This window comes from Butyribacter sp., from assembly GCF_056818865.1.
The window spans coordinates 56,628-81,275 of the sequence record NZ_DBLYGC010000011.1 but is presented as its reverse complement, the minus strand read 5'-3'; the positions used below and the strand labels follow the sequence as shown (position 1 = coordinate 81,275).

The 24,648-nt window shown below is 36.5% G+C and carries 29 protein-coding genes and 1 tRNA gene; all 30 read left to right on the top strand.

The window, feature by feature from the left end; genetic code table 11:
* The first annotated feature begins 273 nt into the window (after window positions 1-273).
* The 30 genes from ACZLXV_RS06800 (at window position 274) to ACZLXV_RS06655 (ending at window position 24,624) form a co-directional block, all read left to right on the top strand.
* On the top strand, window positions 274-1,341 hold the full coding sequence (locus ACZLXV_RS06800; RefSeq protein WP_022225051.1) for an asparaginase domain-containing protein: 1,068 nt from the start codon (window positions 274-276) through the stop codon (window positions 1,339-1,341).
* Between the two features lie 15 nt (window positions 1,342-1,356).
* Window positions 1,357-2,667 carry a polysaccharide deacetylase family protein gene (locus tag ACZLXV_RS06795; protein WP_367335248.1) on the top strand — a complete coding sequence of 437 codons (1,311 nt, stop codon included), beginning with the start codon at window positions 1,357-1,359 and terminating at the stop codon, window positions 2,665-2,667.
* Between the two features lie 21 nt (window positions 2,668-2,688).
* A complete protein-coding gene (gene ybaK, locus ACZLXV_RS06790; RefSeq protein ID WP_022225049.1) occupies window positions 2,689-3,168 on the top strand; it encodes a Cys-tRNA(Pro) deacylase in 480 nt (159 codons plus the stop codon).
* An 80-nt stretch (window positions 3,169-3,248) separates the two neighbouring features.
* A complete protein-coding gene (locus ACZLXV_RS06785) occupies window positions 3,249-3,884 on the top strand; it encodes an NUDIX hydrolase (RefSeq protein ID WP_022225048.1) in 636 nt (211 codons plus the stop codon).
* 22 nt (window positions 3,885-3,906) lie between these two features.
* Entirely contained in the window at window positions 3,907-5,979 is a 2,073-nt protein-coding gene (locus ACZLXV_RS06780) for an ABC transporter substrate-binding protein (RefSeq protein WP_482382888.1), read from the top strand.
* Between the two features lie 2 nt (window positions 5,980-5,981).
* Window positions 5,982-6,167, top strand: coding sequence for a DUF951 domain-containing protein (locus tag ACZLXV_RS06775; RefSeq protein ID WP_022225046.1), 186 nt, complete (start codon window positions 5,982-5,984; stop codon window positions 6,165-6,167).
* Between the two features lie 190 nt (window positions 6,168-6,357).
* Entirely contained in the window at window positions 6,358-6,645 is a 288-nt protein-coding gene (rpsF, locus tag ACZLXV_RS06770) for a 30S ribosomal protein S6 (RefSeq protein WP_022225045.1), read from the top strand.
* A 20-nt stretch (window positions 6,646-6,665) separates the two neighbouring features.
* Window positions 6,666-7,130, top strand: coding sequence for a single-stranded DNA-binding protein (locus ACZLXV_RS06765; RefSeq protein ID WP_482382887.1), 465 nt, complete (start codon window positions 6,666-6,668; stop codon window positions 7,128-7,130).
* Window positions 7,131-7,172: 42 nt separating this feature from the next.
* On the top strand, window positions 7,173-7,433 hold the full coding sequence (gene rpsR, locus ACZLXV_RS06760; RefSeq protein ID WP_022225044.1) for a 30S ribosomal protein S18: 261 nt from the start codon (window positions 7,173-7,175) through the stop codon (window positions 7,431-7,433).
* Window positions 7,434-7,903: 470 nt separating this feature from the next.
* Entirely contained in the window at window positions 7,904-8,734 is an 831-nt protein-coding gene (larE, locus tag ACZLXV_RS06755) for an ATP-dependent sacrificial sulfur transferase LarE (RefSeq protein ID WP_482382886.1), read from the top strand.
* A gap of 11 nt (window positions 8,735-8,745) precedes the next feature.
* Window positions 8,746-9,522 carry a nickel pincer cofactor biosynthesis protein LarB gene (gene larB, locus ACZLXV_RS06750; protein WP_022225042.1) on the top strand — a complete coding sequence of 259 codons (777 nt, stop codon included), beginning with the start codon at window positions 8,746-8,748 and terminating at the stop codon, window positions 9,520-9,522.
* A 57-nt stretch (window positions 9,523-9,579) separates the two neighbouring features.
* Window positions 9,580-10,809: a nickel pincer cofactor biosynthesis protein LarC gene (gene larC / locus ACZLXV_RS06745; RefSeq protein ID WP_482382885.1), complete on the top strand. Its 1,230-nt coding sequence runs from the start codon at window positions 9,580-9,582 to the stop codon at window positions 10,807-10,809.
* Window positions 10,810-10,875: 66 nt separating this feature from the next.
* Entirely contained in the window at window positions 10,876-11,541 is a 666-nt protein-coding gene (locus ACZLXV_RS06740) for a PilZ domain-containing protein (RefSeq protein WP_022225040.1), read from the top strand.
* Window positions 11,542-11,641: 100 nt separating this feature from the next.
* Window positions 11,642-12,091 (top strand): DUF1292 domain-containing protein, encoded by a 450-nt coding sequence (locus ACZLXV_RS06735; RefSeq protein WP_022225039.1) that lies wholly within the window; start codon window positions 11,642-11,644, stop codon window positions 12,089-12,091.
* Between the two features lie 102 nt (window positions 12,092-12,193).
* Window positions 12,194-12,658, top strand: coding sequence for a subtilin biosynthesis sensor protein SpaK (locus ACZLXV_RS06730; RefSeq protein WP_482382884.1), 465 nt, complete (start codon window positions 12,194-12,196; stop codon window positions 12,656-12,658).
* Between the two features lie 445 nt (window positions 12,659-13,103).
* Window positions 13,104-15,743 (top strand): valine--tRNA ligase, encoded by a 2,640-nt coding sequence (locus ACZLXV_RS06725; RefSeq protein WP_482382883.1) that lies wholly within the window; start codon window positions 13,104-13,106, stop codon window positions 15,741-15,743.
* A gap of 163 nt (window positions 15,744-15,906) precedes the next feature.
* On the top strand, window positions 15,907-17,310 hold the full coding sequence (locus ACZLXV_RS06720; RefSeq protein WP_482382882.1) for a flagellar assembly protein A: 1,404 nt from the start codon (window positions 15,907-15,909) through the stop codon (window positions 17,308-17,310).
* 69 nt (window positions 17,311-17,379) lie between these two features.
* On the top strand, window positions 17,380-17,559 hold the full coding sequence (locus ACZLXV_RS06715) for a hypothetical protein (protein ID WP_022225035.1): 180 nt from the start codon (window positions 17,380-17,382) through the stop codon (window positions 17,557-17,559).
* Window positions 17,559-18,986 (top strand): tetratricopeptide repeat protein, encoded by a 1,428-nt coding sequence (locus ACZLXV_RS06710; RefSeq protein ID WP_022225034.1) that lies wholly within the window; start codon window positions 17,559-17,561, stop codon window positions 18,984-18,986. Before ACZLXV_RS06715 ends, ACZLXV_RS06710 begins: the two co-directional genes overlap by 1 nt.
* Window positions 18,987-19,149: 163 nt before the next feature.
* A complete protein-coding gene (locus tag ACZLXV_RS06705; protein ID WP_367335237.1) occupies window positions 19,150-19,488 on the top strand; it encodes an STAS domain-containing protein in 339 nt (112 codons plus the stop codon).
* The gene (gene spoIIAB, locus ACZLXV_RS06700) at window positions 19,472-19,882 is read left to right on the top strand and encodes an anti-sigma F factor (protein WP_022225032.1); all 411 of its coding nucleotides are present in this window, start codon (window positions 19,472-19,474) and stop codon (window positions 19,880-19,882) included. The genes ACZLXV_RS06705 and spoIIAB overlap by 17 nt, the downstream gene beginning before the upstream one ends.
* A 1-nt stretch (window position 19,883) precedes the next feature.
* Window positions 19,884-20,618, top strand: a complete 735-nt coding sequence (locus tag ACZLXV_RS06695) for a SigF/SigG family RNA polymerase sporulation sigma factor (protein WP_022225031.1) — start codon at window positions 19,884-19,886, stop codon at window positions 20,616-20,618.
* A gap of 183 nt (window positions 20,619-20,801) precedes the next feature.
* Window positions 20,802-20,924, top strand: a complete 123-nt coding sequence (locus ACZLXV_RS06690; protein ID WP_022225030.1) for a hypothetical protein — start codon at window positions 20,802-20,804, stop codon at window positions 20,922-20,924.
* Between the two features lie 17 nt (window positions 20,925-20,941).
* Window positions 20,942-21,574, top strand: a complete 633-nt coding sequence (locus ACZLXV_RS06685; protein WP_022225029.1) for a stage V sporulation protein AA — start codon at window positions 20,942-20,944, stop codon at window positions 21,572-21,574.
* 109 nt (window positions 21,575-21,683) lie between these two features.
* Window positions 21,684-22,112 (top strand): stage V sporulation protein AB, encoded by a 429-nt coding sequence (locus tag ACZLXV_RS06680; protein WP_022225028.1) that lies wholly within the window; start codon window positions 21,684-21,686, stop codon window positions 22,110-22,112.
* 119 nt (window positions 22,113-22,231) lie between these two features.
* Window positions 22,232-22,729 (top strand): SpoVA/SpoVAEb family sporulation membrane protein, encoded by a 498-nt coding sequence (locus ACZLXV_RS06675; protein ID WP_022225027.1) that lies wholly within the window; start codon window positions 22,232-22,234, stop codon window positions 22,727-22,729.
* Window positions 22,730-22,947: 218 nt separating this feature from the next.
* The gene (locus ACZLXV_RS06670) at window positions 22,948-23,748 is read left to right on the top strand and encodes a DUF975 family protein (protein ID WP_022225026.1); all 801 of its coding nucleotides are present in this window, start codon (window positions 22,948-22,950) and stop codon (window positions 23,746-23,748) included.
* Window positions 23,749-23,879: 131 nt separating this feature from the next.
* A tRNA-Trp gene (locus tag ACZLXV_RS06665) sits at window positions 23,880-23,950 on the top strand.
* Between the two features lie 72 nt (window positions 23,951-24,022).
* On the top strand, window positions 24,023-24,355 hold the full coding sequence (locus ACZLXV_RS06660) for a hypothetical protein (protein WP_022225025.1): 333 nt from the start codon (window positions 24,023-24,025) through the stop codon (window positions 24,353-24,355).
* A 35-nt stretch (window positions 24,356-24,390) separates the two neighbouring features.
* Window positions 24,391-24,624 (top strand): hypothetical protein, encoded by a 234-nt coding sequence (locus tag ACZLXV_RS06655; RefSeq protein ID WP_482382881.1) that lies wholly within the window; start codon window positions 24,391-24,393, stop codon window positions 24,622-24,624.
* Window positions 24,625-24,648: the final 24 nt, after the last annotated feature.

The window sequence follows — 24,648 nt, the reverse complement described above, 5'->3', positions numbered from 1 at the left end:
TCAAAATATCTTTTAAACTCTTAAATATGGAAATTTTAAAATATGGCATTATATAAACAAATATACCACAAAAAAATTGTAAAACAAGTAGATTTTATATAATATGATGCAAGGGTCAAAATACCTTTTGAGCACAACATCGTAAAATGTATTACCTACATTAGTGTAATGTATCATTGACAGCACACTTAGATGTATGTTCGACATTATTTGATAGACCTTTTTGAGAAAATAGGTTACAATAACGACAAAAGTAAAAACGGAGGTTATGATTTGAAGATATTAGTTGTTTTTACAGGAGGAACGATTGGAAGCAGTATTTCCGATGGATATGCTGTTCCTGACAGTGATAAAAAATATAAACTTATAGATATGTATGAAAAAAGCGCGAAGGAAAATAGAACATATCAGACTAAAGAAAAAATAGAGTTTGACATGGAGTCACCTTATCAGGAATTGAGTGAAAACAATACAGGAAAGCAGATATTTACACTTGCATCTTATTTAAATGAGAAAACAGGTAAGGATTGTGGGTATGATGGAATTATAATTACGCATGGAACGGATACACTTCAATATACGGCAGCGGCACTTGGCTACATGTTTGGGGATGTGGATATACCTATTGTGATTGTGTCATCAAATTATGTTCTTGATGACAAGAGAGCAAACGGTCTTACGAATTTTGCGTATGCGGTCAAATTTATAGAAGGAAAGTATGGAACGGGGATCTATGTTTCATATTGTAATACAGGCGGAGAACCGGTTATTCACAGAGGAACAAGACTTATGGAACATGCTACATATTTTGATGATGTGTACAGCATAAAAAAATCGGAGTACGGTTTCTTTGATGATGGAATATTTATAAAAAAATTAAAGAAAACAGCTAAACATGATTTCTTTGAAAGTACAAAGATGTGTTCTGAGATAAGAGAACGATTTTTGAAAAAGGAGAAAGAGGAAAATACATTTTCAGACATTATTCTTGTAAAGCCGTTTCCGGGGATGAGATACAATGTATTGCCAGACGGAACAAAAGCGGTAATTCACACGACCTACCATTCTGGTACTATGTGCAGTAAAAGTCCTGATTTAAAATCATTTGCTGATGATGCAAAAAAAAGGAATATACCGATATATATTTATGGTGCGGGTGAAAGTGTAGATTATGACAGTGTGAAAGTATTTGAAAAATTTGGATTTGAGGTATTGCAGGTTGCGGCATTACCTGCTATGCTGATGAAACTGTGGATTGCAAGTGTAGTATTTGACAGCAGAAATGAGATTTCGGAATTTATGATGAGAGATGTGTCTGGAGACATAAATTTAAATGTATAAAAGAGAGGTAGAAATGTGAGAAATAAAAGAAATATTGCAATTTTAAGTATATGTTTGATAATTGCAGGTTTATATGTTATAAGCGGTAAAAATACGGGAGAGCCAAAGAAAGTTACGGCATATTATGAAAGGCTTAAATCTGAGCCGGCAGTAAATGCGACGGGAAGTGTTATAGATGCAACGGCGAACCCTGCGACAGGGGGTGTTATCATTGTACCTACAATAAAACCTGACGATGACGTTGTGCCTACGGCAAAGCCTTCACAGACACCCGGCGTCAAGAAAAATGGATTTGTGACAACAGCAAAGGGAAAATATTATTATAAAAACGGAGTTGCACTGAAAGAAAAATGGCTTACGGTAAATCAAAAGACATATTATTTCAGAAAAAACGGTACGGCGGCAACAGGTATATATAAGATAAACGGTGTAATATATCTCTTCAATAAAAATGCTGCACTTGCCAAAAACAGATGGATTGTGGTTGATGGTAAGAAATATTATGCAAAAGAAAACGGACAGGCTGCCATAGGATATAAAAATATAAACAACAAGGGATATTATTTTGAAAGCAATGGTGCAATGCATGCCGGTTTTATCAATATAAACGGAAAGAAATATTATTTTGGCAAAAACGGTGTAAAAGTAAGCGGTAAAAAGAAAATAGGAAAATATATGTGCTATTTCAAGAAAACAGGAGCACTGTATAGAAAAATTGATACCGGAAAGAAGCTGGTTGCACTTACATATGATGATGGGCCGTCAAAGAATACAAATACGATTTTGAAAGTGTTAAAAAAATATGATTCGGCAGCTACATTTTTTGAGGTGGGAAACAGAATTGCTTCTTACAAATCAATTGTAAAAAAGATTGATAAAATGGGTTGTGAAATCGGAAATCATACATATGAGCATAAAATTCTTTCAGGCTGCAGCAAAGCAGAGATAAGAAAACAGATTGACCAGACAAATTCTGAGTTAAAGAAAGTTATCGGAAAGAAAACCATAATTACAAGACCACCCGGAGGAAATCACAATAAAACAATTGACGGCATAATAAAAACACCGATTGTATTGTGGTCTGTAGATACATTGGATTGGAAAAACAGAAATTCTGCATACGTCACAAATGCTGTCTTGAAAAATGTTAAAGATGGTGATATTGTTCTTATGCATGATTTATATGAAAGTACGGCTGACGCTTCTAAAAAGATTATTCCTGCTCTTGTAAAGAGAGGATATCAGCTTGTTACGGTAAGTGAACTTTCTGATTGCAGAAAGGCTATGAAGAATGGGGAAACCTATAGTTCGTTTCCGTTAAAATAATAATGAAAGGCGTGGTATACAATGGGTAAAGAAGTCAAGACTAATGCAGTTCGTATACTTGACAGAAATAAGGTAGATTATGAATTAAAAAAATATGAGTGTGATGACTTTAAAGACGGGGTATCAATAGCAGATATGCTTGGACAGAGCTATGATATGAGTTTTAAGACACTTGTGACGGTTGGCAAAAGCGGAAAATATTATGTATTTGCCATTCCGGTTGACAAAGAGATGGATATGAAAAAGGCTGCAAAGGAAGTCGGGGAGAAAAACATTGAAATGCTTCATGTGAAAGACATAAATGCAGTTACAGGTTATATAAGGGGAGGATGTACTCCAATCGGTATGAAAAAGAGTTATCCTACAGTGATAAATGAAAGTGCAAAAGAGCATGACAAAATAATTGTCAGCGGAGGAAGGCTTGGACTCCAGATAATACTTAAACCTGATGACCTTATTAAGGTCACAAACGGAAAATATGCGGATATTATAATGCATTAAAATTAAATAAATAGGGCTGTTTGTTATTGAGCAAAAGCAGATAGCTTTTGTTGCATTATTTTGGGAGGATTTGCTCAGAAATGAGGATTAATATGAGTGAGAGAGAACATGTAAGGGGAATGAAGAAGCAGACGGATAACAAGTATTTAAATATGTATGAATTAAATGCCGTTGACAAAAACGGAAGGGAGCATCCATACTATTTTGCGACAAGAAGAAAAGACGGAGACCTTATGTGCCAGACAGGAGAACTGAAAGCAGACGGAACGGTTATGTATGCGGTTCTTAAAGATGACCCTGAAAAAATAGTTATGGTAAGACAGTACCGTTATCCTATAAATAAATATATTTACGAACTTCCCGCAGGTCTTATTGACGAGGGGGAGACTTCAGAACAGGCTGCTGTCAGGGAAATGAAAGAGGAAACAGGACTTACATTTGAGCCGTTCACGGACTATGATGACTGTCTTAAAAGACCGTTTACACAAAATCAGGGAATGTCAGACGAATGTGATACAGCTGTTTTCGGATATGCAGTGGGAACACCTTCTAATGCCGGAAATGAGGCATCGGAGGATATTGAAGTAGTAATTGCGGACAAAGCAATGGTAAAGAAAATTCTCAAAGAAGAGATAGTTACAATAAGAGGTGCGTATCTTCTTATAAACTTTTTACACAGTGATAAAAATGATCCGTTTGCATTTTTGAGAATTTAGGTATATTTTGCGGAGGTAGAAAATGAGAAACAAAACAAGAAAATTCCTAAGTATATTACTTTGCTTTTCGATGGCTATCGGTATGACAGGGTGTACAAAGAAAATAAAAAAAGAACCAAAGCCAAAGCCGAAGGTAACTGTTGCGGTTGAGAAAGGAAATTCCAAAGCGACAGGAAAAGGTGACGGACAGGCAGACTCGCCGATTATTATAGGATGCGACAGATTGAATAAAAACTTTAATCCTTTTACAGCAAAAAGTAATGGGGATAAAGAAGTTGTCAGACTTACTCAGGCATATCTTGTGACAAGTGACAGAAAAGGAAAAACTGTTTATAAAGGAATTGATGGTGAAGTAAGAAAATATAAAGATAACGGTTACACTTATTACGGACCGGCAGATATATCGGTACAATATAACAAAAAGAAAAATAAAACATTCTACAAGATAAATTTAGATAAAGGAATGTTTTTTAGTGATGGGGAGAAAGTGACTGTTGATGATGTTATTTTTTCGATGTATGTATTTTGTGACAGTTCGTATAAAGGTGACGAACAACTTGGCAGACAAAATATTCTGGGTCTGAAAAAATACAGAAAGAAAAAGAAAGTGAAGAAAATAGCCGGTATCAGAAAGACAGGAAAGTATAGTCTTACTCTTATAACATCCGGTTACAGCGATGATACAATTAAGTCACTGTATATTCCTATATGTCCATTGCATTATTATGGAAATGAACAAAGATATAATTACAAAAAAGGTAATTTTGGATTTAAAAAAGGAGATATATCGTCAGTTTGTGCCAACAAAAAATCTCCTATGGGTGCAGGACCATACAGATATGTAAAGTATGAAAAGAAAATTGTATATTACACATATAATGAACTTTATTTTAACGGCTGCCCTAAAACTGCTTTTGTCCAGATAAAAGAAATGCACAGCATTTTAAAAAAGGCTGAAAAACATATTGCTCAGGCGGTAAAACAGGAAAATGTGGCAGCACAGCAGGATACCGCGGGTGAACAGAATGGCGGTGAAAAGAGTGATGACACTGGAAAAAATAATGATGATGCTCTAAATCATGTTGCTGAAGTGACAGAGATTACCCATGGTGTAGTTGATGTAATGTCAAAGGACATAACAGGTGATAATCTGGAATGGATAGCTAAGGCAAATTCAAACGAAGAATTGTCGGGAAATCAGATAAATACACGCTTTGTTGCCGAAAATAAGTTTAGTTATATAGGAATAAATGCAAAAAATGTGAGCGTCGGAGGCGACGGAGGTTCTAATGAGTCAATAGCATTGAGAAAAGCGATAGCATCGGTTATCAGTGCCCAAAGGATAAACATGAAAGAAGAACTTTCAGACAAAGTAAAAATAATAAATTATCCGTTTACATCAGATTCGTGGCTTTCGCCGGCAGTTGAAGATAAGAATTATAACAGAGCTTACAGTGACTCGGCAGATGGTGGCGAGATATACAATGATGATATGAGTGATGAAGAGAGAAATATGGCAACTGTAGAAGCTGCACAAAAGTATCTCGAGAAAGCAGGATATAAGTTTGATGAAAACGGAGTTATCGAGAGCGTACCTGAAAAAGCATCAAAAACATATCGCATAATGATAGAAAACGGCAGAAAAAATATGCTTTATCCAATGGTAAAAAAGTCTTCTGAGCTGTTGGAAAAATTAGGAATTGAACTTAAAATTGTTTCAGTGTCTAAAAAGCAGATGATGTGTAAAAAAACTATCAAAAATGCACAATTATGGTGTGCAAAAACAGATACATCATATGGCTTCAGATTAAGCAGAAAATATACATCACAAAAAAGTATGTTTGGCATGAAAATGCCAATGTTTTCCTCTTATTTGAAAAAGACTGATGAGACAGTGCGTGCGGAAAGAAAGAAAAAAACATATAGAAAAGCATTTAACACGATATTAGAACAGGCGGTTGAAGTGCCAATCTGTCAAAAGCAGAGAATTATAATGTTTAGTGCCTCAAGGATAAAGATGGACACAATGACAAAAGATACGACAACATACTATGACTGGATAAACGAAATTCAGAATGTAGAGATGAAGGAGTAGAGATGACAGATAAAATTGATTTTAAAATAGGTGACATAATAAAAATGAAAAAAACGCATCCATGCGGGACTAATGCATGGGAGATAAAGAGAGTAGGAATGGATATTAGGCTTCGCTGTACGGGGTGTGACCATCAGGTTATGCTGCCAAGAAAACAGGTGGAGAAAGGCTTTAGGGGGTTTTTGTGATTTTTCATTTTTTGAAAAAAGTGCTTGCATGGGACAAAATTATGTGATATGATAAGAAACTGTGATACATTAATTTTTCCTTGCTCTTTTCTGTTAGGACAAAGTGTGTTGAAACACATCGATTTTGAGATTATCACGCAAAGTCGGAGTCATGAAGAGAGCCAGAGACCAAAAGGAGGTACAGACAGCTATGAACAAATATGAATTAGCATTAGTTGTCAATGCAAAGATCGAGGACGATGCAAGAGTAGCTACTGTCGAGAAGGCAAAAGAGTATGTCACAAAATTCGGCGGTAACATTACAAATGTTGAGGAATGGGGCAAGAAGAAGCTTGCTTACGAAATTCAGCATATGAAAGAGGGATTCTACTACTTCATCCAGTTTGATGCAGAAGCAGGTGTTCCGGCACAGCTTGAGCAGGCAGTTCGCATCATGGACAATGTTCTTAGATACTTATGCGTTAGACAGGAAGCATAAGAAAGGAAGGTGTTTCCTTCATGAATAAGGTTATTTTAATGGGACGTCTGACAAGAGACCCTGAGATTAGATATTCAGCAGGAGAAAATCAGACAGCCGTTGCAAGATATACACTTGCAGTAGATCGTAGATTTAGACGCCAGGGTGAAGAGCAGACAGCAGATTTTATCAACTGCGTAGTATTTGGCAGAGGAGCAGAATTTGCTGAAAGATACCTTCATCAGGGCACCAAAATTGTGGCGACAGGTCGTATTCAGACAGGCAGCTACACAAACAAAGATGGTAATCGTGTTTATACAACAGATGTTGTTGTGGAAGAACAGGAATTTGCTGAGAGTAAGGCGGCAGCATCAGAGAATGCAGGCGGCGGCTACCAGCAGGCAGGTGCAGCAGCACCGACAAGACCGGAACCTACTCAGGCAGCAGGTGATGGCTTTATGAATATTCCGGATGCCATCGAAGAGGAATTACCATTTAAGTGTTAATGTTTGTAAAAACATTACTGAAAAATTAAGGAGGATTTCGACATGGCTTACAATAAGAGCGATAGAGAAGGCGCAAGAAGAAGACCTATGCGTAGAAGAAAAAAGGTTTGTGCTTTCTGTGCAGACAAAGAGCATGATGTAATTGATTATAAAGATGTAAACAAGTTAAAGAGATATGTCTCTGAAAGAGGAAAAATTCTTCCTAGAAGAATTACAGGAAACTGTGCTAAGCATCAGAGAGCTTTAACAGTTGCAATCAAGCGTGCAAGACACGTTGCAATTATGCCATATACAACAGACTAATTAAAAACTGTTTTATAAATAAAACCCATTTTGACAGATTTATCTGTCAGAGTGGGTTTTTGTTTTGCTTTATATTTGATTTTTAAAACATATTAAAATGAAAAAATACACAAAATCAATTATCAAATATACGGAAAATTTAATCTGTAATAAAATGTTATGTTACCGTTCACAAACTATTAACAAAATAAACATTGCACATTCATAATAGTTAGGTAATATATAACCATCAAATGAAACGAAATCATTTGATAAGTGCTTAAATTTTTTTCATACCTTCTCCTTTAAGAATCGCTTCTCCAGGCGGTTCTTTTTTTGACTACAGATTTAAATTTCTGTTATACTTAAGAGAAGAGGATTTTAATTTTAAACATTAGGATTTGTGGTTCAAAAGGTATTTTGATGGGGTTAAAAGGTATTTTGAACTTTGCATCATATAAAAAGTTATATAGAGAGTGGAAAGGTGTAATATGGGAACTACTGTGAGTAAAGAAGAAAAATTAGAAAATTTAAAAAACTATCTTAAAGAATTGGGAAGTGTTGCGATTGCTTTTTCAAGCGGGGTGGACTCTACATTTCTCATGAAAGTAGCGCATGATGTTCTTGGAGAAAAAGCAGTTGCTGTTACGGCAGTGTCATGTTCGTTTCCTGTCAGGGAACTTAATGAGGCGAAAGCATTTTGTGAACGTGAAAATATCCGTCAGTTTATATGTGAATCTGAGGAACTGGATATAGACGGATTTTCAAAAAATCCAAAGAACCGCTGTTATCTGTGTAAAAAGGAACTGTTTAGCAAAATCCTTGATATAATTCATAAAAACGGAATAGAATATGTGGCAGAAGGTTCAAATATGGATGATAATGGAGATTACAGGCCGGGACTTCAGGCGGTTGCAGAACTTGGAATAAAGAGCCCGCTTCGACACGTCGGTCTTTATAAATCTGAGATTCGTGAACTTTCAAAAAACATGGGACTTTCAACCTGGTCAAAACCTTCATTCGCATGTCTTTCATCCAGATTTGTCTACGGTGAAACGATAAATCGTGAAAAATTAAAAATGGTTGAACTGGCTGAGGAATATCTGATGCAATTTAATCTTTCTCAGGTGAGAGTGAGAATTCATGGAGAAAAAGAAAGCGGGATAATTGCAAGAATAGAACTTTCTCCTGATGAGATTGAAAAAATGATGAAAAATGAAGTAAGAAATAAGATATATGATAAATTCAAAGAAATTGGTTTTGATTATGTTTCAATGGACATGTTTGGATATAGAATGGGAAGTATGAATGAAACTTTGTGAGGTGAAATTTTGTGATAGAGAGTGAAGTTAAAAATTTGTTGAAACAGTTGGCGGCAGGAGAAAAAAATGTTGATGAAGTTATGCTCAAGTTAAAAATGGAACCGTTTGAAAATCTTGGATTTGCAAAGCCGGATTTTCATAGAGGCATAAGGCAGGGAACTCCTGAAGTAATATACGGTGCCGGAAAGACAAAGGAACAGATAGCAGCGATTACAAAAGCATTGCTTGACAAGGGACAGGAAAGGGTACTCATTACAAGAATGGCTGCTGATGCAGCAAAATTTCTGAGTGAACACGACAAATTCAGAATGACAGAAAATGCTGAATTTGCTTTTTTTTATGATGAATTAAGCGGGATAGGAATGGTTGGAGAGTTTCCAAAACCTGATGCTGACGGAAGAATTGTAGTTGTGACGGCCGGTACAAGTGATCTTCCGGTTGCAAAAGAAGCTGTCTATACGGCAAAGTACCTTGGCAATGAAGTGACAGAACTCCTTGACGTCGGGGTGGCAGGACTTCACAGACTTCTTGGAAATTTGGAAACAATATTTGATGCAAAGGTGATTATTGCAATAGCCGGCATGGAAGGTGCTATTGCAAGTGTTGTCGGCGGTCTTGCGGATTGTCCGGTTATAGCGGTGCCGACAAGTGTCGGTTATGGCGCATCTTTTGGCGGTTTATCAGCACTGCTTTCTATGCTGAATTCATGTGCGAGTGGTGTAAGTGTTGTAAATATAGACAATGGTTTTGGTGCGGCTTATCAGGCAAGTATGATAAATCATTTGTAGGAACAAAATTATAAAAGAGTTTTTCATAGATATTTTATAGCAGGAGTGAGGATTATTATGAAACAATTATATCTGGATTTAGGAATGGGAGCGGCGGGAGATATGCTTACCGCCGCATTACTGGAACTATGTCCCCACAAGGACGGGATTATCAAAAAGCTTAATTCGCTGAATATACCTGGCGTACATTATGAACGTGAGATTATGAAAAAATCCGCTATATGCGGAACTCATATGCATGTGATTGTCAATGGAAGTGAGGAAGAATGTGGACATGAGCATGAAGAAGGTCATCATGAACACAGCCACCACCATCATATTTCTATGTCGGACATTGGAGAAATAGTTTCAAAACTTAATACATCTGAAAAGATAAAAAAACAGATTTTGGATGTTTACAATATAATAGCTGATGCCGAGAGCAGGGTGCATGGAGAGCCGGTCAGTCAAATTCATTTTCATGAGGTTGGAAACATGGATGCAATTGCTGATGTTGCAGCTGTCTGTATTTTGATAAATGAACTTAATATCGGGAAGATTGTGGTATCTCCTGTTCATACGGGAAGTGGTTTTGTAATGTGTGCTCACGGAAAACTTCCGGTCCCTGCTCCGGCAACTGCTCTTATTCTTGAAGGCGTCCCTTATTACAGTGATGGTTTAAAAGGAGAACTTTGTACTCCGACGGGTGCGGCACTCATAAAATATTTCGCAGATGATTTTTCAGATATGCCTGCAATGGTTGTAGAAAAGACTGGATATGGTTTCGGAAAGAAAGAATTTGAGAGACTTAATTGTGTAAGGGCACTTTTGGGAACTGCTTTTCAATGTTCAGAGGTTACTTCTGAATGTGACAATTCCTGCGAAAAGACTGACAAAGTAGTTGAACTTGCATGCAATATAGACGATATGACAGCGGAAGAGATAGGATTTGCCACAGAGAAAATTCTGGAGGCAGGTGCACTTGATGTATATACGATTTCAGCTTATATGAAAAAGAACAGACCGGGTACGGTAATCTGTTGTCTTTGTCATGAAGATGAGAGAGAAAAATTTGCAAAAATTATGTTTAAATACACTACGACAATAGGTGTGAGACAGTATAATTGTGACAGATACATTTTATCAAGAAAAACAGAAAATATAGAGACAGATTACGGAAATGTAAGAGTAAAGAAAACATCAGGTTACGGTGTTGAGAGAGAAAAAATGGAGTATGATGACTTATCGAATATTGCAAATAAGCGGCAAAAATCGGTGTTTGAGGTAAAACATGACATAAAACATTGACAAATATTATCGCTTGTTTAAAATTAGAATGAGGGGGGGAATTTACAAAAAGAGAGGATATTAAATATGGGAAAAAAATTAGGCGAGATGGCAAGTGGTTTGAAAGTTCATCTGACAGCTACTGCCGGTTTGGAACAGCTTGAATTTGAAACCAGTGTGGTTCAGGCGGGTGAAGGACATATAATTGTCGAACCTGTCAAACATAATGGCAAAATTTTGAATTTTTCCAATAGCTCAATTATTAAAAATGTTGTTGTTGATGCCCAGCCTTTACCTGAGAAATATATAAATGTAGATGTAGAGATTACAATGCTTGAAAACAAGAAGTACCATATAATACTCAGTGATAAGGAAGGAATACCTATCAATAGAAGAAATGAATTCAGAGTCTATGTTGGAAGTTATGTCACGGCACAGCTTGCAAATATAAATCAATCTATTGAGGCTATATTAAAGGATGTCAGTGTAGGTGGGTTTTCTTTGGTTATACGAAAAGAAGGCATAGACGGCATTGTAGGCTGGGTGGGCCAGGCGATAAAAGTGGTTTATTATCACGGCGGCAGCAAAAACAGAATACCGATGGTATTTATTGGTCAGGCAGTAAGAGAAGAAGATATAGATGAAGAACGTGTTTTGGTTGGCTGCAAAAGTTTGAGGCAGCCGTTTGGAATAGAAAAATTTATTGCTGACAGGCAGAGAGAAGAATTGCATAGAAAAAATAATGGCGAATAAACAATAATGAAATTTTTCTTAATTCATTGTAATTAGTTATACATATATGATATAATTTTAAAAAGAATTAACTTTTAAAACAGGAAAAGCGAGGATTATTATGAACGATAGAAACACAGATTTATTTTTTAATGAGGACAACGAAGAAGTAGCATTGATTACGCTCAACGATGAGGAAGGCAATGAAGTTGACGCTGCACTTATGGCTGTATTTCAGATTGAAGAAGTATACAGCGACGAAGAATTTGCTGTACTTATGCCGTTAGAGCAGGATGAAGAAGCTCTTATGAACGGACAGGGAGAGGTACTAATTTTCAGATATTTTGAGGATGAAGCCGGTGACCCGAATTTTGAGCCTATTGAAGATGATGAGATGGCTCAGACAGCCGTTGACGTTTTCCAGGCGATGGTAGAAAACGGAGATATAAACATCCAGTTTAATGCAGAAGAAGAGGACGAGGAAGATACAGAGGAAGCTTCAGGCATTGCCGGAAATAATTCTATTGACTTAGGAGATGTAGTTGTTCATCTTGATGATTACGATAAATAATCGATACTGATTTCAGAAAACTTTTATTAAAAGGGGCATCGTTTAAGGTGCCCTTTTTAAATTAAAAGCTTGCAAATATTATGAAAGGACATGGTGATTTAAATGAACTTTAGAACAGTTGATGAATTTGAAAATTTTGATTTTAATGAGGCACATATCGGTGGCATAGAAGTGAAAAGCGGTCATGTTTTTTTGTATCTTGACAATGTCATGATTTCAGCTAAAAATTCATGCAACAGAGATATACGGGAAATGCGTACAAATGAGCTTGTATTGAAATTACAGGATGGTCAGATTACTTCATTTGTAAAAGAAGGAGTAAAAGTTTACAATGCCGACGGTGTATTCCAGAGAGAAATACCGGACGAGATAATACCGGCAGAAAAATATGAGGAAACATTTGAAATGCTGTTTGATAAATACATGCTTGAGGCAGGCATAAAGAAAAATGATGAAACAGCAGAAAATATTTATGAATTTGAGATTGAATATGAGGAATTTTCATATCTGCTTGTAGTGAAAGCGGCTCATGATGTAGAAGAGTGGGATAAGTTTATGAATAAGTAGAGTTGAGATTTTCTGCTTGACATATGTACACTCAATTTAGTATCATGTTGAGAGGTAAAGACTTAGAAAAAGAGGAGTACACATTGTAGTCCGCCAGAGAAAATGGTTCGCAGGCTGAAAGACCGTTTAGGTACGAAAATGTGGAAGGTAGCTTTGGAGTTGTGGATATGAAAGCCTGTTTTTTGACAAAGTGTTGAAACAGTCGTAAAAGATTGCGGTTTATTACGTTGTCAGAAACGGTTATTAGTTTTCAACGGGTCATTCCGTTAAAGATGTTGAGATGATGTTTAAATTTTTAAATAAGACAGAGTGTATTTATTCTGTACCAGGCAGTAGTGAAGGTTTAAACATAAAAAAAGGTGGTACCGCGTATATAGTTTATTCGCCCTTTATCCGTGATTATACGGATAGGGGCTTTTTTATGTTCAGAAAGGAAAAGTTTATCATGGCAAAAGAATTAGAGAAAAATTACAACCCTGCCGACATTGAGAAAAGAACTTATGATAAGTGGCTCGAGAAAAAATATTTTCATGCAGAAGTAGACAGAGATAAGAAACCGTTTACTATTGTTATGCCACCTCCAAATATTACAGGACAGCTTCATATGGGACATGCCCTTGACAATACTTTGCAGGACATCCTCATTCGTTTTAAACGTATGCAGGGATATGAAGCACTCTGGGTTCCTGGAACTGACCATGCATCTATCGCAACAGAGGCAAAAGTGGTAGAGAAACTTGCAAAAGATGGAATCAAGAAAGAAGATATTGGACGAGAAAAATTTCTTGAGCATGTATGGGACTGGAAAAAGCAGTACGGCGGCCGTATTGTCGAGCAGCTTAAAAAAATTGGTTCTTCATGTGACTGGGACAGAGAGCGTTTTACAATGGACGAGGGATGTTCAAAGGCAGTAAAGGAAGTTTTCATAAAGCTTTACAACAAAGGACTTATCTATCGTGGTGAGAGAATAATCAACTGGTGTCCGCATTGTCTTACATCTATTTCAGATGCAGAGGTTGAATATGAGGATCAGGCAGGTCACTTCTGGCATCTCCGTTATAAGACAACAGACGGAACAGGTTATATTGACCTTGCGACAACAAGACCTGAGACACTTCTCGGTGATACTGCAGTAGCTGTAAACCCAAAAGATGACAGATACAAAGATATGGTTGGAAAAATGCTTGACCTTCCTATAGTACACCGTCAGATACCTATTATTGCAGACGAATATGTAGATATGGAATTTGGTACAGGTGTTGTTAAGATTACACCGGCGCATGACCCTAACGATTTTGAAGTTGGACTTCGCCACAATCTTGAAGTTATAAATGTACTCACTGATGATGCAAAGATAGTTGCAGATTATCCTAAATATGCAGGAATGGACAGATATGAAGCGAGAAAAGCAATCGTAGCAGACCTTGAAGCAGAGGGAGCACTTCTTAAAGTAGAAGACCATGAGCATAATGTAGGAACCTGCTACCGCTGTCATACAACAGTAGAGCCAAGAGTCTCAAAACAGTGGTTCGTTGCAATGGAAAAACTTGCAAAGCCTGCTATTGAGGCAGTTAAAAAAGGTGACACAAAGTTTGTACCACCTCATTTTGAAAAGACATATTTCCACTGGTTAGAGAATATCCGTGACTGGTGTATTTCACGTCAGCTCTGGTGGGGACATCAGATTCCAGCATTTTACTGTGATGACTGTGGAGAACTTGTAGTTACTAAGGAAGATAAATGCACATGTCCAAAATGCGGAAAGCCTATGCGTCAGGATCCTGATACACTTGACACATGGTTCTCATCAGCACTCTGGCCTTTCAGTACACTCGGATGGCCTGACAAGACAGAGGAGATGGATTATTTCTATCCTACAAGCACTCTTGTAACAGGTTATGATATTATTCCATTCTGGGTTATGCGTATGATGTTCTCAGGACTTGAGCATACAGGAAAAGTACCATTTGATACAGTTCTTATCCATGGACTTGTAAGAGACAGTCAGGGAAGAAAGATGAGTAAATCACTCGGAAATGGAATTGACCCGCTTGAAGTTATAGATAAATACGGTGCGGACGCACTTCGTTTTACACTTGTTACAAACAACGCTCCGGGAAATGATATGCGTTTTTATTGGGAGAGAGTTGAGGCAAGCCGTAACTTTGCAAATAAGGTATGGAACGCTTCAAGATTTATCATGATGCATCTCGGTGACAACGAGATTACAACACCTGAGTATGACAATCTCAAAGTTGAGGACAAATGGATATTGTCAGCGGTAAACACACTTGCAAAAGAAGTTACTGAGAATATGGAAAAATATGAACTTGGTGTAGCTGTTCAGAAGATAAATGACTTTGTATGGACAGAGTTCTGTGACTGGTATATCGAGTTTGTTAAGCCTAGACTTTTTGCAAAGGATGAGGATAAAGAGTCAGCAAATGCTGCATTCTGGACTCTTAAGACTGTACTTATCAACTCACTTAAATTACTTCATCCGTATATGCCGTTTATCACGGAAGAAATCTTCTGCACACTCCAGTCAGAGGAAGAATCAATCATGATTTCAAATTGGCCTGAGTTTAAGGATGAGTGGGATAATAAAGATGCTGAAGATAAAGCAGAGCTTATGAAAGCACTCACAAAAGGAATAAGAAACAGAAGAAGTGAAATGAATGTAGCACCATCAAGAAAAGCTAAGGTATATATCGTAGCAGATGATGATGAGACAAAAGAGACACTCACATCACTTGTGCCTTCATATCAGCACCTTATCTCTGCATCAGAAGTACAGGTACAGAGTGACAAGACAGGTATTGAGGACAATGCAGTATCAGTAGTTATAGATAAAGCAACAATTTATATGCCGCTTGCAGACCTTGTAGACCTCGCAAAAGAAAAAGAGCGTCTCGAGAAAGAGAAGAAACGTCTTGAGGGAGAGCTTAAGAGAGTAAACGGAATGCTTAACAATGAGAAATTCATGAGCAAAGCACCGGAAGCAAAAATAAATGAAGAAAAAGCAAAACTCGAAAAATATCAGGCAATGATGAGTAAAGTAGAGGAAGAACTTGCTGCTTTATAAAATAATCAATTTTGTTTAAATATAAAGCTGTGGAGCAATTATTTGGCTTCACAGCTTTGATTTTTTATTCCACTTGCATTTAGATGTCATCTAATATATAATTTTCTTATAGTAGCGGTATTATACACTTTATCGTTATTAACAAGGAAGGGAGGAGGGTATAATGGAAGATAAAGCAAATGCAGAGGTTCTGGGTGGAGGAGAGATTACATTTTCAAATGATGGTTCAGAGGCGTATCTTTGCCTGATTACAACAGACAATACAAAATCTGATTATACGGTTGATGATTTGAAAAAAAGACTGCAGCAGGCCGGTGTTGTAAATGGAATTGATGAAGCTGAATTACAAAAAGTTATAGATGACAGAATGTACAACATGCCTGTTAAAGTAGCCGAAGGCAAAAAGGCAGTTGACGGAGTTGACGGATGGTATGAGTTTTTGTTTCAGACAGAGATTGATACAAAGCCAAAGATATTGGAAGACGGTTCTGTAGATTATTCCGAGTATGGAGATGTTCCTACCGTTGAAGAGGGGCAGACGGTTGTTATATATCATCCTGCTATTCCATCGGAGGATGGTGTTTCCGTAAAAGGTGAAACCATTATTGCAAAAAAAGGAAAGGAACTTGCCAGGCTTAGCGGCAGGGGCTTTATATATGATACGGAGAAAAAAGAGTATCGTGCAAAATATGATGGAAAGATAACATATCGTGATGATAAACTTCAGATAGAGCCGGAGCTTCTTATAGAAGGTGATGTATCATTTACAACAGGTGATGTTACATTCCAAAATGATATTCATATCCGTGGAAATGTGCTGACCGGAGTGAAGGTTATATCTGAGAGAGGAAACATTATCGTAGACGGATATGTTGAGTCGGCGACAATTAAAGCTAAAAAAGATATAGTCCTTAAAAACGGAATGCAGGGAAATGGAAAAGGGTATCTTGAAGCAGGCGGAGATGTGACTGGCAAATTTTTTGAGCAGGTTCAGATAAAGTGCAAAAAAGATATAAACGCTAATGCTATCATGAATTCGGATATTGAGTGTGGTCAGGATGTAATTGTATCAGGAAAGTATGGAATTATTATCGGCGGAAAAGTTTCAGCGACCAGATATATTCATGCGACAATTATTGGAAATATGTCTGAAGTAAAGACAACATTGTGTGCAGGTGTGGACGGTGACCTATTTGCGTTGCTTAACAAATGCGAACAGGATATTTCTGAGATAGGGAGAGAACTTGCAAAGATTACCAATGTACTCGGTCAGGTTCAGATACTTATTGAAAAGACAGGACGTTCCGATTTGATTGAGAAGAAGATGGCTCTTATGCGGACAAAAATTGAAAAAGATACAAAGCTTAGTGAGCTTACCAAAAAGAAACAGAGTATTGTTGAGAAGATGGGGAAAGCCAATCTTGCTAAAGTTACTATTGAAAAGATTATATATCCGGGAAATGTAATCACAATAAATGGTGTGAAAGCAGTTGTAACCGAAGAAGAGAAACATGTAGAGTATGCAAGAAGAGGTGCAGGAATTATAGTGTATAAGATTGGGGAATAAAATATTGTTAAATAATTTGTCGCAAGTTGCGGTGAATAAAAGTTGATAAATATCGGGAGGTAGTGTAGTATGGATTTTGAAGCTGAGTTGGCAAAATTTCAGCCAAGTTTGGAGATTGACCAGGCAGAGGATGCCATTTATGGAAATAATACAACTGACGTAACGGATTTACTTCATAGTATTTTAAAGGACAATGTGAATGGTAAAAATACTAAAAAAAATAAATCAGCAGGATGGGTGGAAGAGTAATGAATTGTCCAAGATGTAATGCCAATGTAGCTTTTAGTAAAAAAAGATGTGACAATTGCGGTCAGGATTTAAAAAATTACCGCAGGGTTGTCGGTCTTTCAAATATTTATTATAACAAGGGATTATCTCAGGCAAAAGTAAGAGATTTATCCGGTGCCATTTCGTCGCTTAAACTTAGTTTACAATTCAACAAATTGAATACTAATGCAAGAAATCTTTTAGGTCTTGTCTATTTGGAAGAAGGAGAAATTGTATCAGCATTAAGTGAGTGGGTTATAAGCAAACATTATCAGTCAGAAAATAATGATGCGGAAGACTATATCAAAATGATACAGTCAAATCCTAATAAACTTGAAACATATAATCAGACAATCCGAAAATATAATTCGGCACTTAATTCGGCAAAACATGGCGATGAAGATATGGCTATCATACAGCTTAAAAAAGTTGTAAATCTAAATCCTAAGTTTATCAGGGCACATCAGCTTTTAGCATTGCTGTACATGATGACAGGTAAAAAAGATAACAGGGTTAAAGCATTAAAACTTCTCAGAAACATCAGTCAAATAGATGTTACCAATACGACAACTCTGCGTTATATGAAAGAGTTGTCAGATGTCCACATCAGAGGAGAAAGTCCTAAAGTGCAGCCGAAGGTGGTCAAAAAAGAACCTGAGAGAAGAACTTTGCCACAGGTTGACCCTGATGCGTACAAGACGATTACTCCGTATAAAGAAGAAAGACCGTCCATTATGCCATTTATAAATATTGTTGTTGGTATAGTGATAGGACTTGCGCTTATGTATTTTTTGATAATACCTCATATGAAGTCGAATGAGGCTCAAAATGCAAATGACAGTTTTAAACAGTATAGTGAACAGCAGGCAGCAGATGCAAGCGATTCATCTTCACTGAAAAGCAAAAATGAATCATTGCAGAAAGAAATAGATGGATTAAAGAATGAGCTTAAACAGCTTCAGGGTGATATAAACACTGAAGATGGAAAGACAATACTTGATATTTATGATGCACTTTTCAGTTCAGCAAGTTCATATCTTGCAGATGATACTGAAAATGCTGCGAAAAAGCTGTTGGATATTGATGAAAGTACGCTTAAAAATGATTATGCAAAGAAAGTATATAACAGAATAAAAGACAATACTTTCGCAGCTATGTCGGAAAAATTGTATCAGCAGGGATATTCTTATTACAGCAGTGGTGATTATGGAAATGCTATTAAAACTTTGAAAGAGGCTGTTAAATATGATGAGACAAATGTCAAGGCAATTTATTTCCTTGGCAGAGGCTATCAGAAACAACAGAAATATGACAAAGCAAAGGAATATTTCGATACTATTGTAAATGATTACCCTGACTCAGACAGAGTGGCACTTGCAAAATCAAAATTAGCAGAGATGGGATATTAGTATGAAAGTTAAAATTTTCGTGCTGTGATAAAGGCAGAAGTCTGTCGCTTATGTAATCTAATATGATTACAGGCGGCAGATTTTTTATGTTATTAGGAAAAAGAAAATTTAAAATCATTGATTTAAAGTTTGAAATTAAAGAAAGGAAAAAGAGATTATGGACATGATGCATTATGAAATCAAAGGTGATTGTCTGGTGGTTTATATCAGGGATGATTTGGACCATCATGCCGTTACTTATCTGCGTGAAACATCTGACAGACTTATAGAAGCAGGAAATGTGAAAAATATTATTTTTGATTTTAAAGATGTAAGTTTTATGGATAGTTCGGGGATAGGACTTATTATGGGGCGTTACAAAAAAGTTATGTTTATAGGCGGGAAGGCAGCAGTAACAAATGTCGGAAAGACCGTTGACAGAATATTTAAGGTGTCAGGGTTATATAAGATTATAGAAAAATATGATACAATTCAGGAGGCATTTTATGAGAATAGAATTTGAGAGCTGTTCGCAGAATGAGGCATTTGCAAGGACTGTTGTTGCAGCATATATTACGAGACTTAATCCAACACTTGAGGAACTTTCTGATGTAAAAACGGCTGTATCAGAGGCTGTTACAAATGCAGTTATACACGGTTATGAGTCAGGGCCGGGAAGAATATTTATGACATGCAATATACATAATAATGAAGTGGAAATAGAGATAGAGGATTTCGGCGTAGGAATTGCCGACATAAACAAAGCTATGGAACCACTTTACACAACAAGACCTGAATGGGAACGCTCAGGAATGGGATTTGCATTTATGGAAGCATTTATGGATGAGATGAAAGTGGAATCTGAGGTTTCAAAGGGAACTAAAATTTATATGAAAAAGAAAGTCGGGGCAAAATAGCATGCATGATGAAATAAAGTGTTTGCTAAAGAAAGCCAGAGCCGGTGACAGAGAAGCAAGAAGCGAGATAGTTCAAAAGAATTTGGGACTTGTCTGGAATGTTGTCAGGCGATTTAATGGCAGAGGATACGAAGCAGATGATATATTTCAGATTGGATGTATAGGACTGATAAAAGCGATTGATAATTTTGACATGAGTTTTAATGTCTGTTTTTCTACATATGCAGTGCCCATGATTATGGGAGAAATCAAAAGATTTATGCGTGATGACGGTATGATAAAAGTGAGCAGGACATTAAAAGAAAACGGCTGGAAGATAAAACAGGCATCTGAAAAGCTGAGTCATGAATATGGCAGGAATGCAACTATAAGTGAAATTGCACAGGTTACGGAATTATCAGAGGAAGATATAGTACTTGCACTTGATGCAAATGTAGAAGTGGATTCCCTGTACAAAAATGTGTATAGGGATGATGGAAGAGAGGTTATGCTTGTCGATCAGCTTGTGGCGAAAGAAACGGCGTGCGATTTAGAAAAAGAAAAAGTGATAAATCACATTCTTATCGACAACCTTATAAAAAAATTAAAGGGGAGAGAAAAAAAACTGATAGAATACAGATATTTTAAGGAGATGACACAGACACAGATTGCGGACAAGCTTGGAATAAGCCAGGTTCAGGTAAGCAGGCTTGAAAAAAAGATTCTGAAAAAAATGTATATGGAATTAAATTCGTAAGACGAACTTCAGTTGTCTTGGAAATAACAACTTATAAAATATCTTTTGACCAAAACATCATATTATTGTGAATAAACAAAAAATAATAAGCCATACTACTGTTATCAAATGGTTGATGTTCATATGTAGGTGTGAACGTTATACTAGCAACATCAAATCAAAATCGAATGGAGGTTTGTGGAGATGATGAGAAACAGGGGATGGCTTATTGCCGTTATTATAGGAATTGCACTTATGACAACCGTGTGTTACTGCACTATACAGAGAAATACACGCACAGAATATACAAACGGAAGAATAATTTAGATAAGTGGGGGGATAAAATGAGTCAGGTTGAAAATAAAACGATTTATATAAAAGCTTCACAGAGTAAAAAAGTTACAAATAAAAGAATAGTTCTCTCGGAGGTACTTGATATTTTATCACTGGACAACAATGCAATGAAACGTGCAGGAGACATAGTTCTCCATACGGTAAAAGGTGATAAAAACGAAAAAGTTATTTTTTCTATTACAAAGGTAATAAATCTGATACAAAAAGAGTGTCCTGCATTTGACATTGTAAATATAGGTGAACCGGATTTTGTTGTGGAATATAAAATGCCCGTAAAACCAAATACGGCGTGGGAGTATACCAAACTTGCAATAACATGTATAATCGTATTTTTCGGTGCTGCATTTACAATTATGACATTTAATACGGATGTAAGTGTAGGTGATGTATTTGACGATTTTTATAAAATAGTTAAAGGTGTAGATAAAAGTTCGGGAAGTATTCTTGAAATTTCATACAGTATAGGTATACCGATAGGAATTCTTTGTTTCTACAATCATTTTAAGAGTGACAAAGTACATGATGATCCGACACCTGTTCATATCGAAATGCGAAAATATGAGGAAGACATGAATAAGGCGATTATAAAAGATGCGGATAGAGAGGAAACGATAAGAAAGTGATGCAAGGGTCAAAAACAGTTAGCAATCTGTGGCATCAGCTGTGGTAAAAATACCTTATGACCACAACATCAGAAAATAAGAATATAGGATTAAAGAATGGAGAATAAACATGGATATTTTGCAGGAGACAGCACTTGCAATCATTGGTTTTGCGGGAGGAGTATCTGTTGCAGCGGGAACATTTGCACTTATTACGGCACTTGGAATAATTCCGAGACTTGCCTCAAGAATGGGAGTTGCAGAACATGTATATAAACTTGAAAGTGCCATCGTTCTTGGTGGAACAATAGGCAGCCTTTTATCTGTATATCATTTTCCGATGAGAATAGGCGATGTAGGTATTATTATATTTGGATTATTTGCGGGAATATTTGTGGGCTGTCTTTCTATGGCACTTGCAGAAGCAATCAGAGTGTTTCCGATATTGTGTCAGAGAATAAACTTAAATTATGGAATTTATCTGTTGATATTTATGATGGCAGCGGGCAAGGCATTAGGTACGCTGTATCAGATGTATTTTGAATGGAACGGCAAGTAATGAATTGGCGTTTGGGTGATTAGGTGACACTTTAGTGGAATTTGCGTAGGCGTTGTGGAGTTGTTCGTCATTAAAAAATAAGAGTCAAACATATAAAAATAGAAAGTGTGAGGTTTAAAATGAATGAAAAAAACAGTAACGAGCCGAATATAGGAGCAGTATTAAATGAAAAAGACAAAAATAAGCAGAAGGAAATGTACAACAAGTATGTTGATAATATGACGCCAAAATCAAACGGATTTATGAATTGTCTTAAAGCATTCATTGTAGGAGGTGCTATATGCCTGCTTGGAGAAATATTAAACAATGTCTATGCTTCGTTTGGAAATGATAAAGAAATTTCGGCATTATATACAACGATAACACTTGTCGGAATAAGCGTAATACTTACCGGATTTAACATTTATCAGAAACTCGGACAGTTTGCGGGAGCAGGAAGCGTTGTACCGATAACAGGATTTGCAAACTCCGTTGTATCACCGGCAATAGAATATCAGGCGGAAGGTGATGTATTCGGAGTAGGATGCAAGATATTTACGATATCCGGACCGGTTATACTTTACGGTATATTCAGCAGTTTTTTGCTTGGGGTCATATATTGGATAATGAATATGTAGGGGCGGTTTTTGTTTGACGGACGTCATGGAAGTGGATATTATACGACAAATGGACGGCTCTCAGCCGTCCTTGAGTCTGAAAGTTTATATCAATCTATGCGTCAGAGCCAGAACATCCATAGAAAAATTTATTCCTAATTTTTTATAGTCAACATAGTAAAATAATGGTAATATAATACTTGGTAACATATTATACTATACAAAAGGGGGAATTTTTTATGTGGTCCAGGGTTGAATTGAAAACGCAGGCGAAAAATCTTTTAAAGCTTAATTATTGGATGTTTGTGCTGGGAGGTATTATACTTTCCATTGTTACAGCTGGTAATGTAAGCGGAGTTGGAAGAACAAATTTTAATTTTGGAAAGAAAGATGTTGATTACAATAGTGTCAGCAAAGGATTTGGTGAGGTATTTTCAAATGGAGATGCCACATCGGGAGGTTTGAATGATTCCATAAACAGTATTGCTAAAAATATTACACCATCAGTTGCGAGAGCTATTTCTGCTGTTATAATAGGTGGAATTATCATTGCATTAGTTGTTGTGATTGTCAGCATAGCAGTATCTGTATTTGTTTTTAATCCTATTGAGGTTGGAGCGAAGAGATTTTTTAGCAGAAGTTATGAAGCAAAATGCGATATGAGAGAAATTACATATGCATTTAAGAGCAATTATTTAAATGTTATAAAAATAATGTTCTTCAAGAATTTATTTACATTTTTATGGACATTGCTTTTTATTGTTCCGGGAATTATAAAGAGATATGAGTATTCAATGATACCGTATATATTAAGTGAAAATCCGGACATTGACATGCAGAAAGCATTTGAGGAGAGTAAAAGACTTACAGACGGTCAGAAATGGCAGATGTTTGTACTTGACCTTTCTTTTATAGGATGGGGAATTTTAGGGACACTTACATTTGGATTACTTGGTATATTTTTTGTATCACCATACAGCTATCTTACTAAGGCAGGTTTGTACAGACGTCTCAGAGGATATAATGATTATAAGTATTAATGCATTGGAGGTTGTGTGGCAGTATAGCTGCCACACTGTAAAAAAGTGCCGTAACAAAAATCAAAAAAATGTTGACAAAACAAATTTCGTATGATATTATCTAATAGTCGCGTGTGAGCGAGCATCTATATAGGGGTGTAGTTCATCGGTAGAATAAGAGTCTCCAAAACTCCAGAGGAGGGTTCGATTCCTTCCACCCCTGTTATTAAAAAGTCTATCCAGTGTGGGATAGACTTTTTTCGTATATGCTTTTTTAGAAAGTGAGGCAGAGACAATGAACAAAAGGCAGTCGTTTTATGATGTAAGTTCTTTTTACAACAAAAAGGCAGTATTAAAATGCAGCTTTAAAGGAATGAGATATCAGGTTGCGGGTATTTCAAAGGATGATGATGTAAAAGTTTTACAGGCGGATGTGTGGCCGGAGCCTTTCTGTTATGAAAAGACACCGCTTGAATTTCATACGACAAAAGAATTTGAGTATAGCGAAAACGGACTTGATGAAGTTTACGAATGGATATGCAGCCAGTATGAGTCAAGAAAGGAAGAATGGGATTTTGCACTTAAAAATCCTCTTGATAAGGCTAGACAGATGGGACTTATTGGATGACAGGCGGTTAGGAAAGTGCAGGAAAGAGGACATTTATGGATTATAAAAAATATCTTATAGAAGGTTTTTGCCCGGTTGATAAATATCACTGTCTTATGCCGGTAGAGTATGAGAGCGAGGAAAGTGATGGAATTGTTGTCGGGTATCATAAAAAAAGAATGGTATGCAGACATGCATTGGCAGGCAGTTGTGAAAATGCGGATAAATGTAAGTTTTTTGAGGATGCACCGGAAAAACTTGATAAAGATGAGAAGTGGTATGAGCAGTAGTGTATGATAAGAGAATAAGAGATA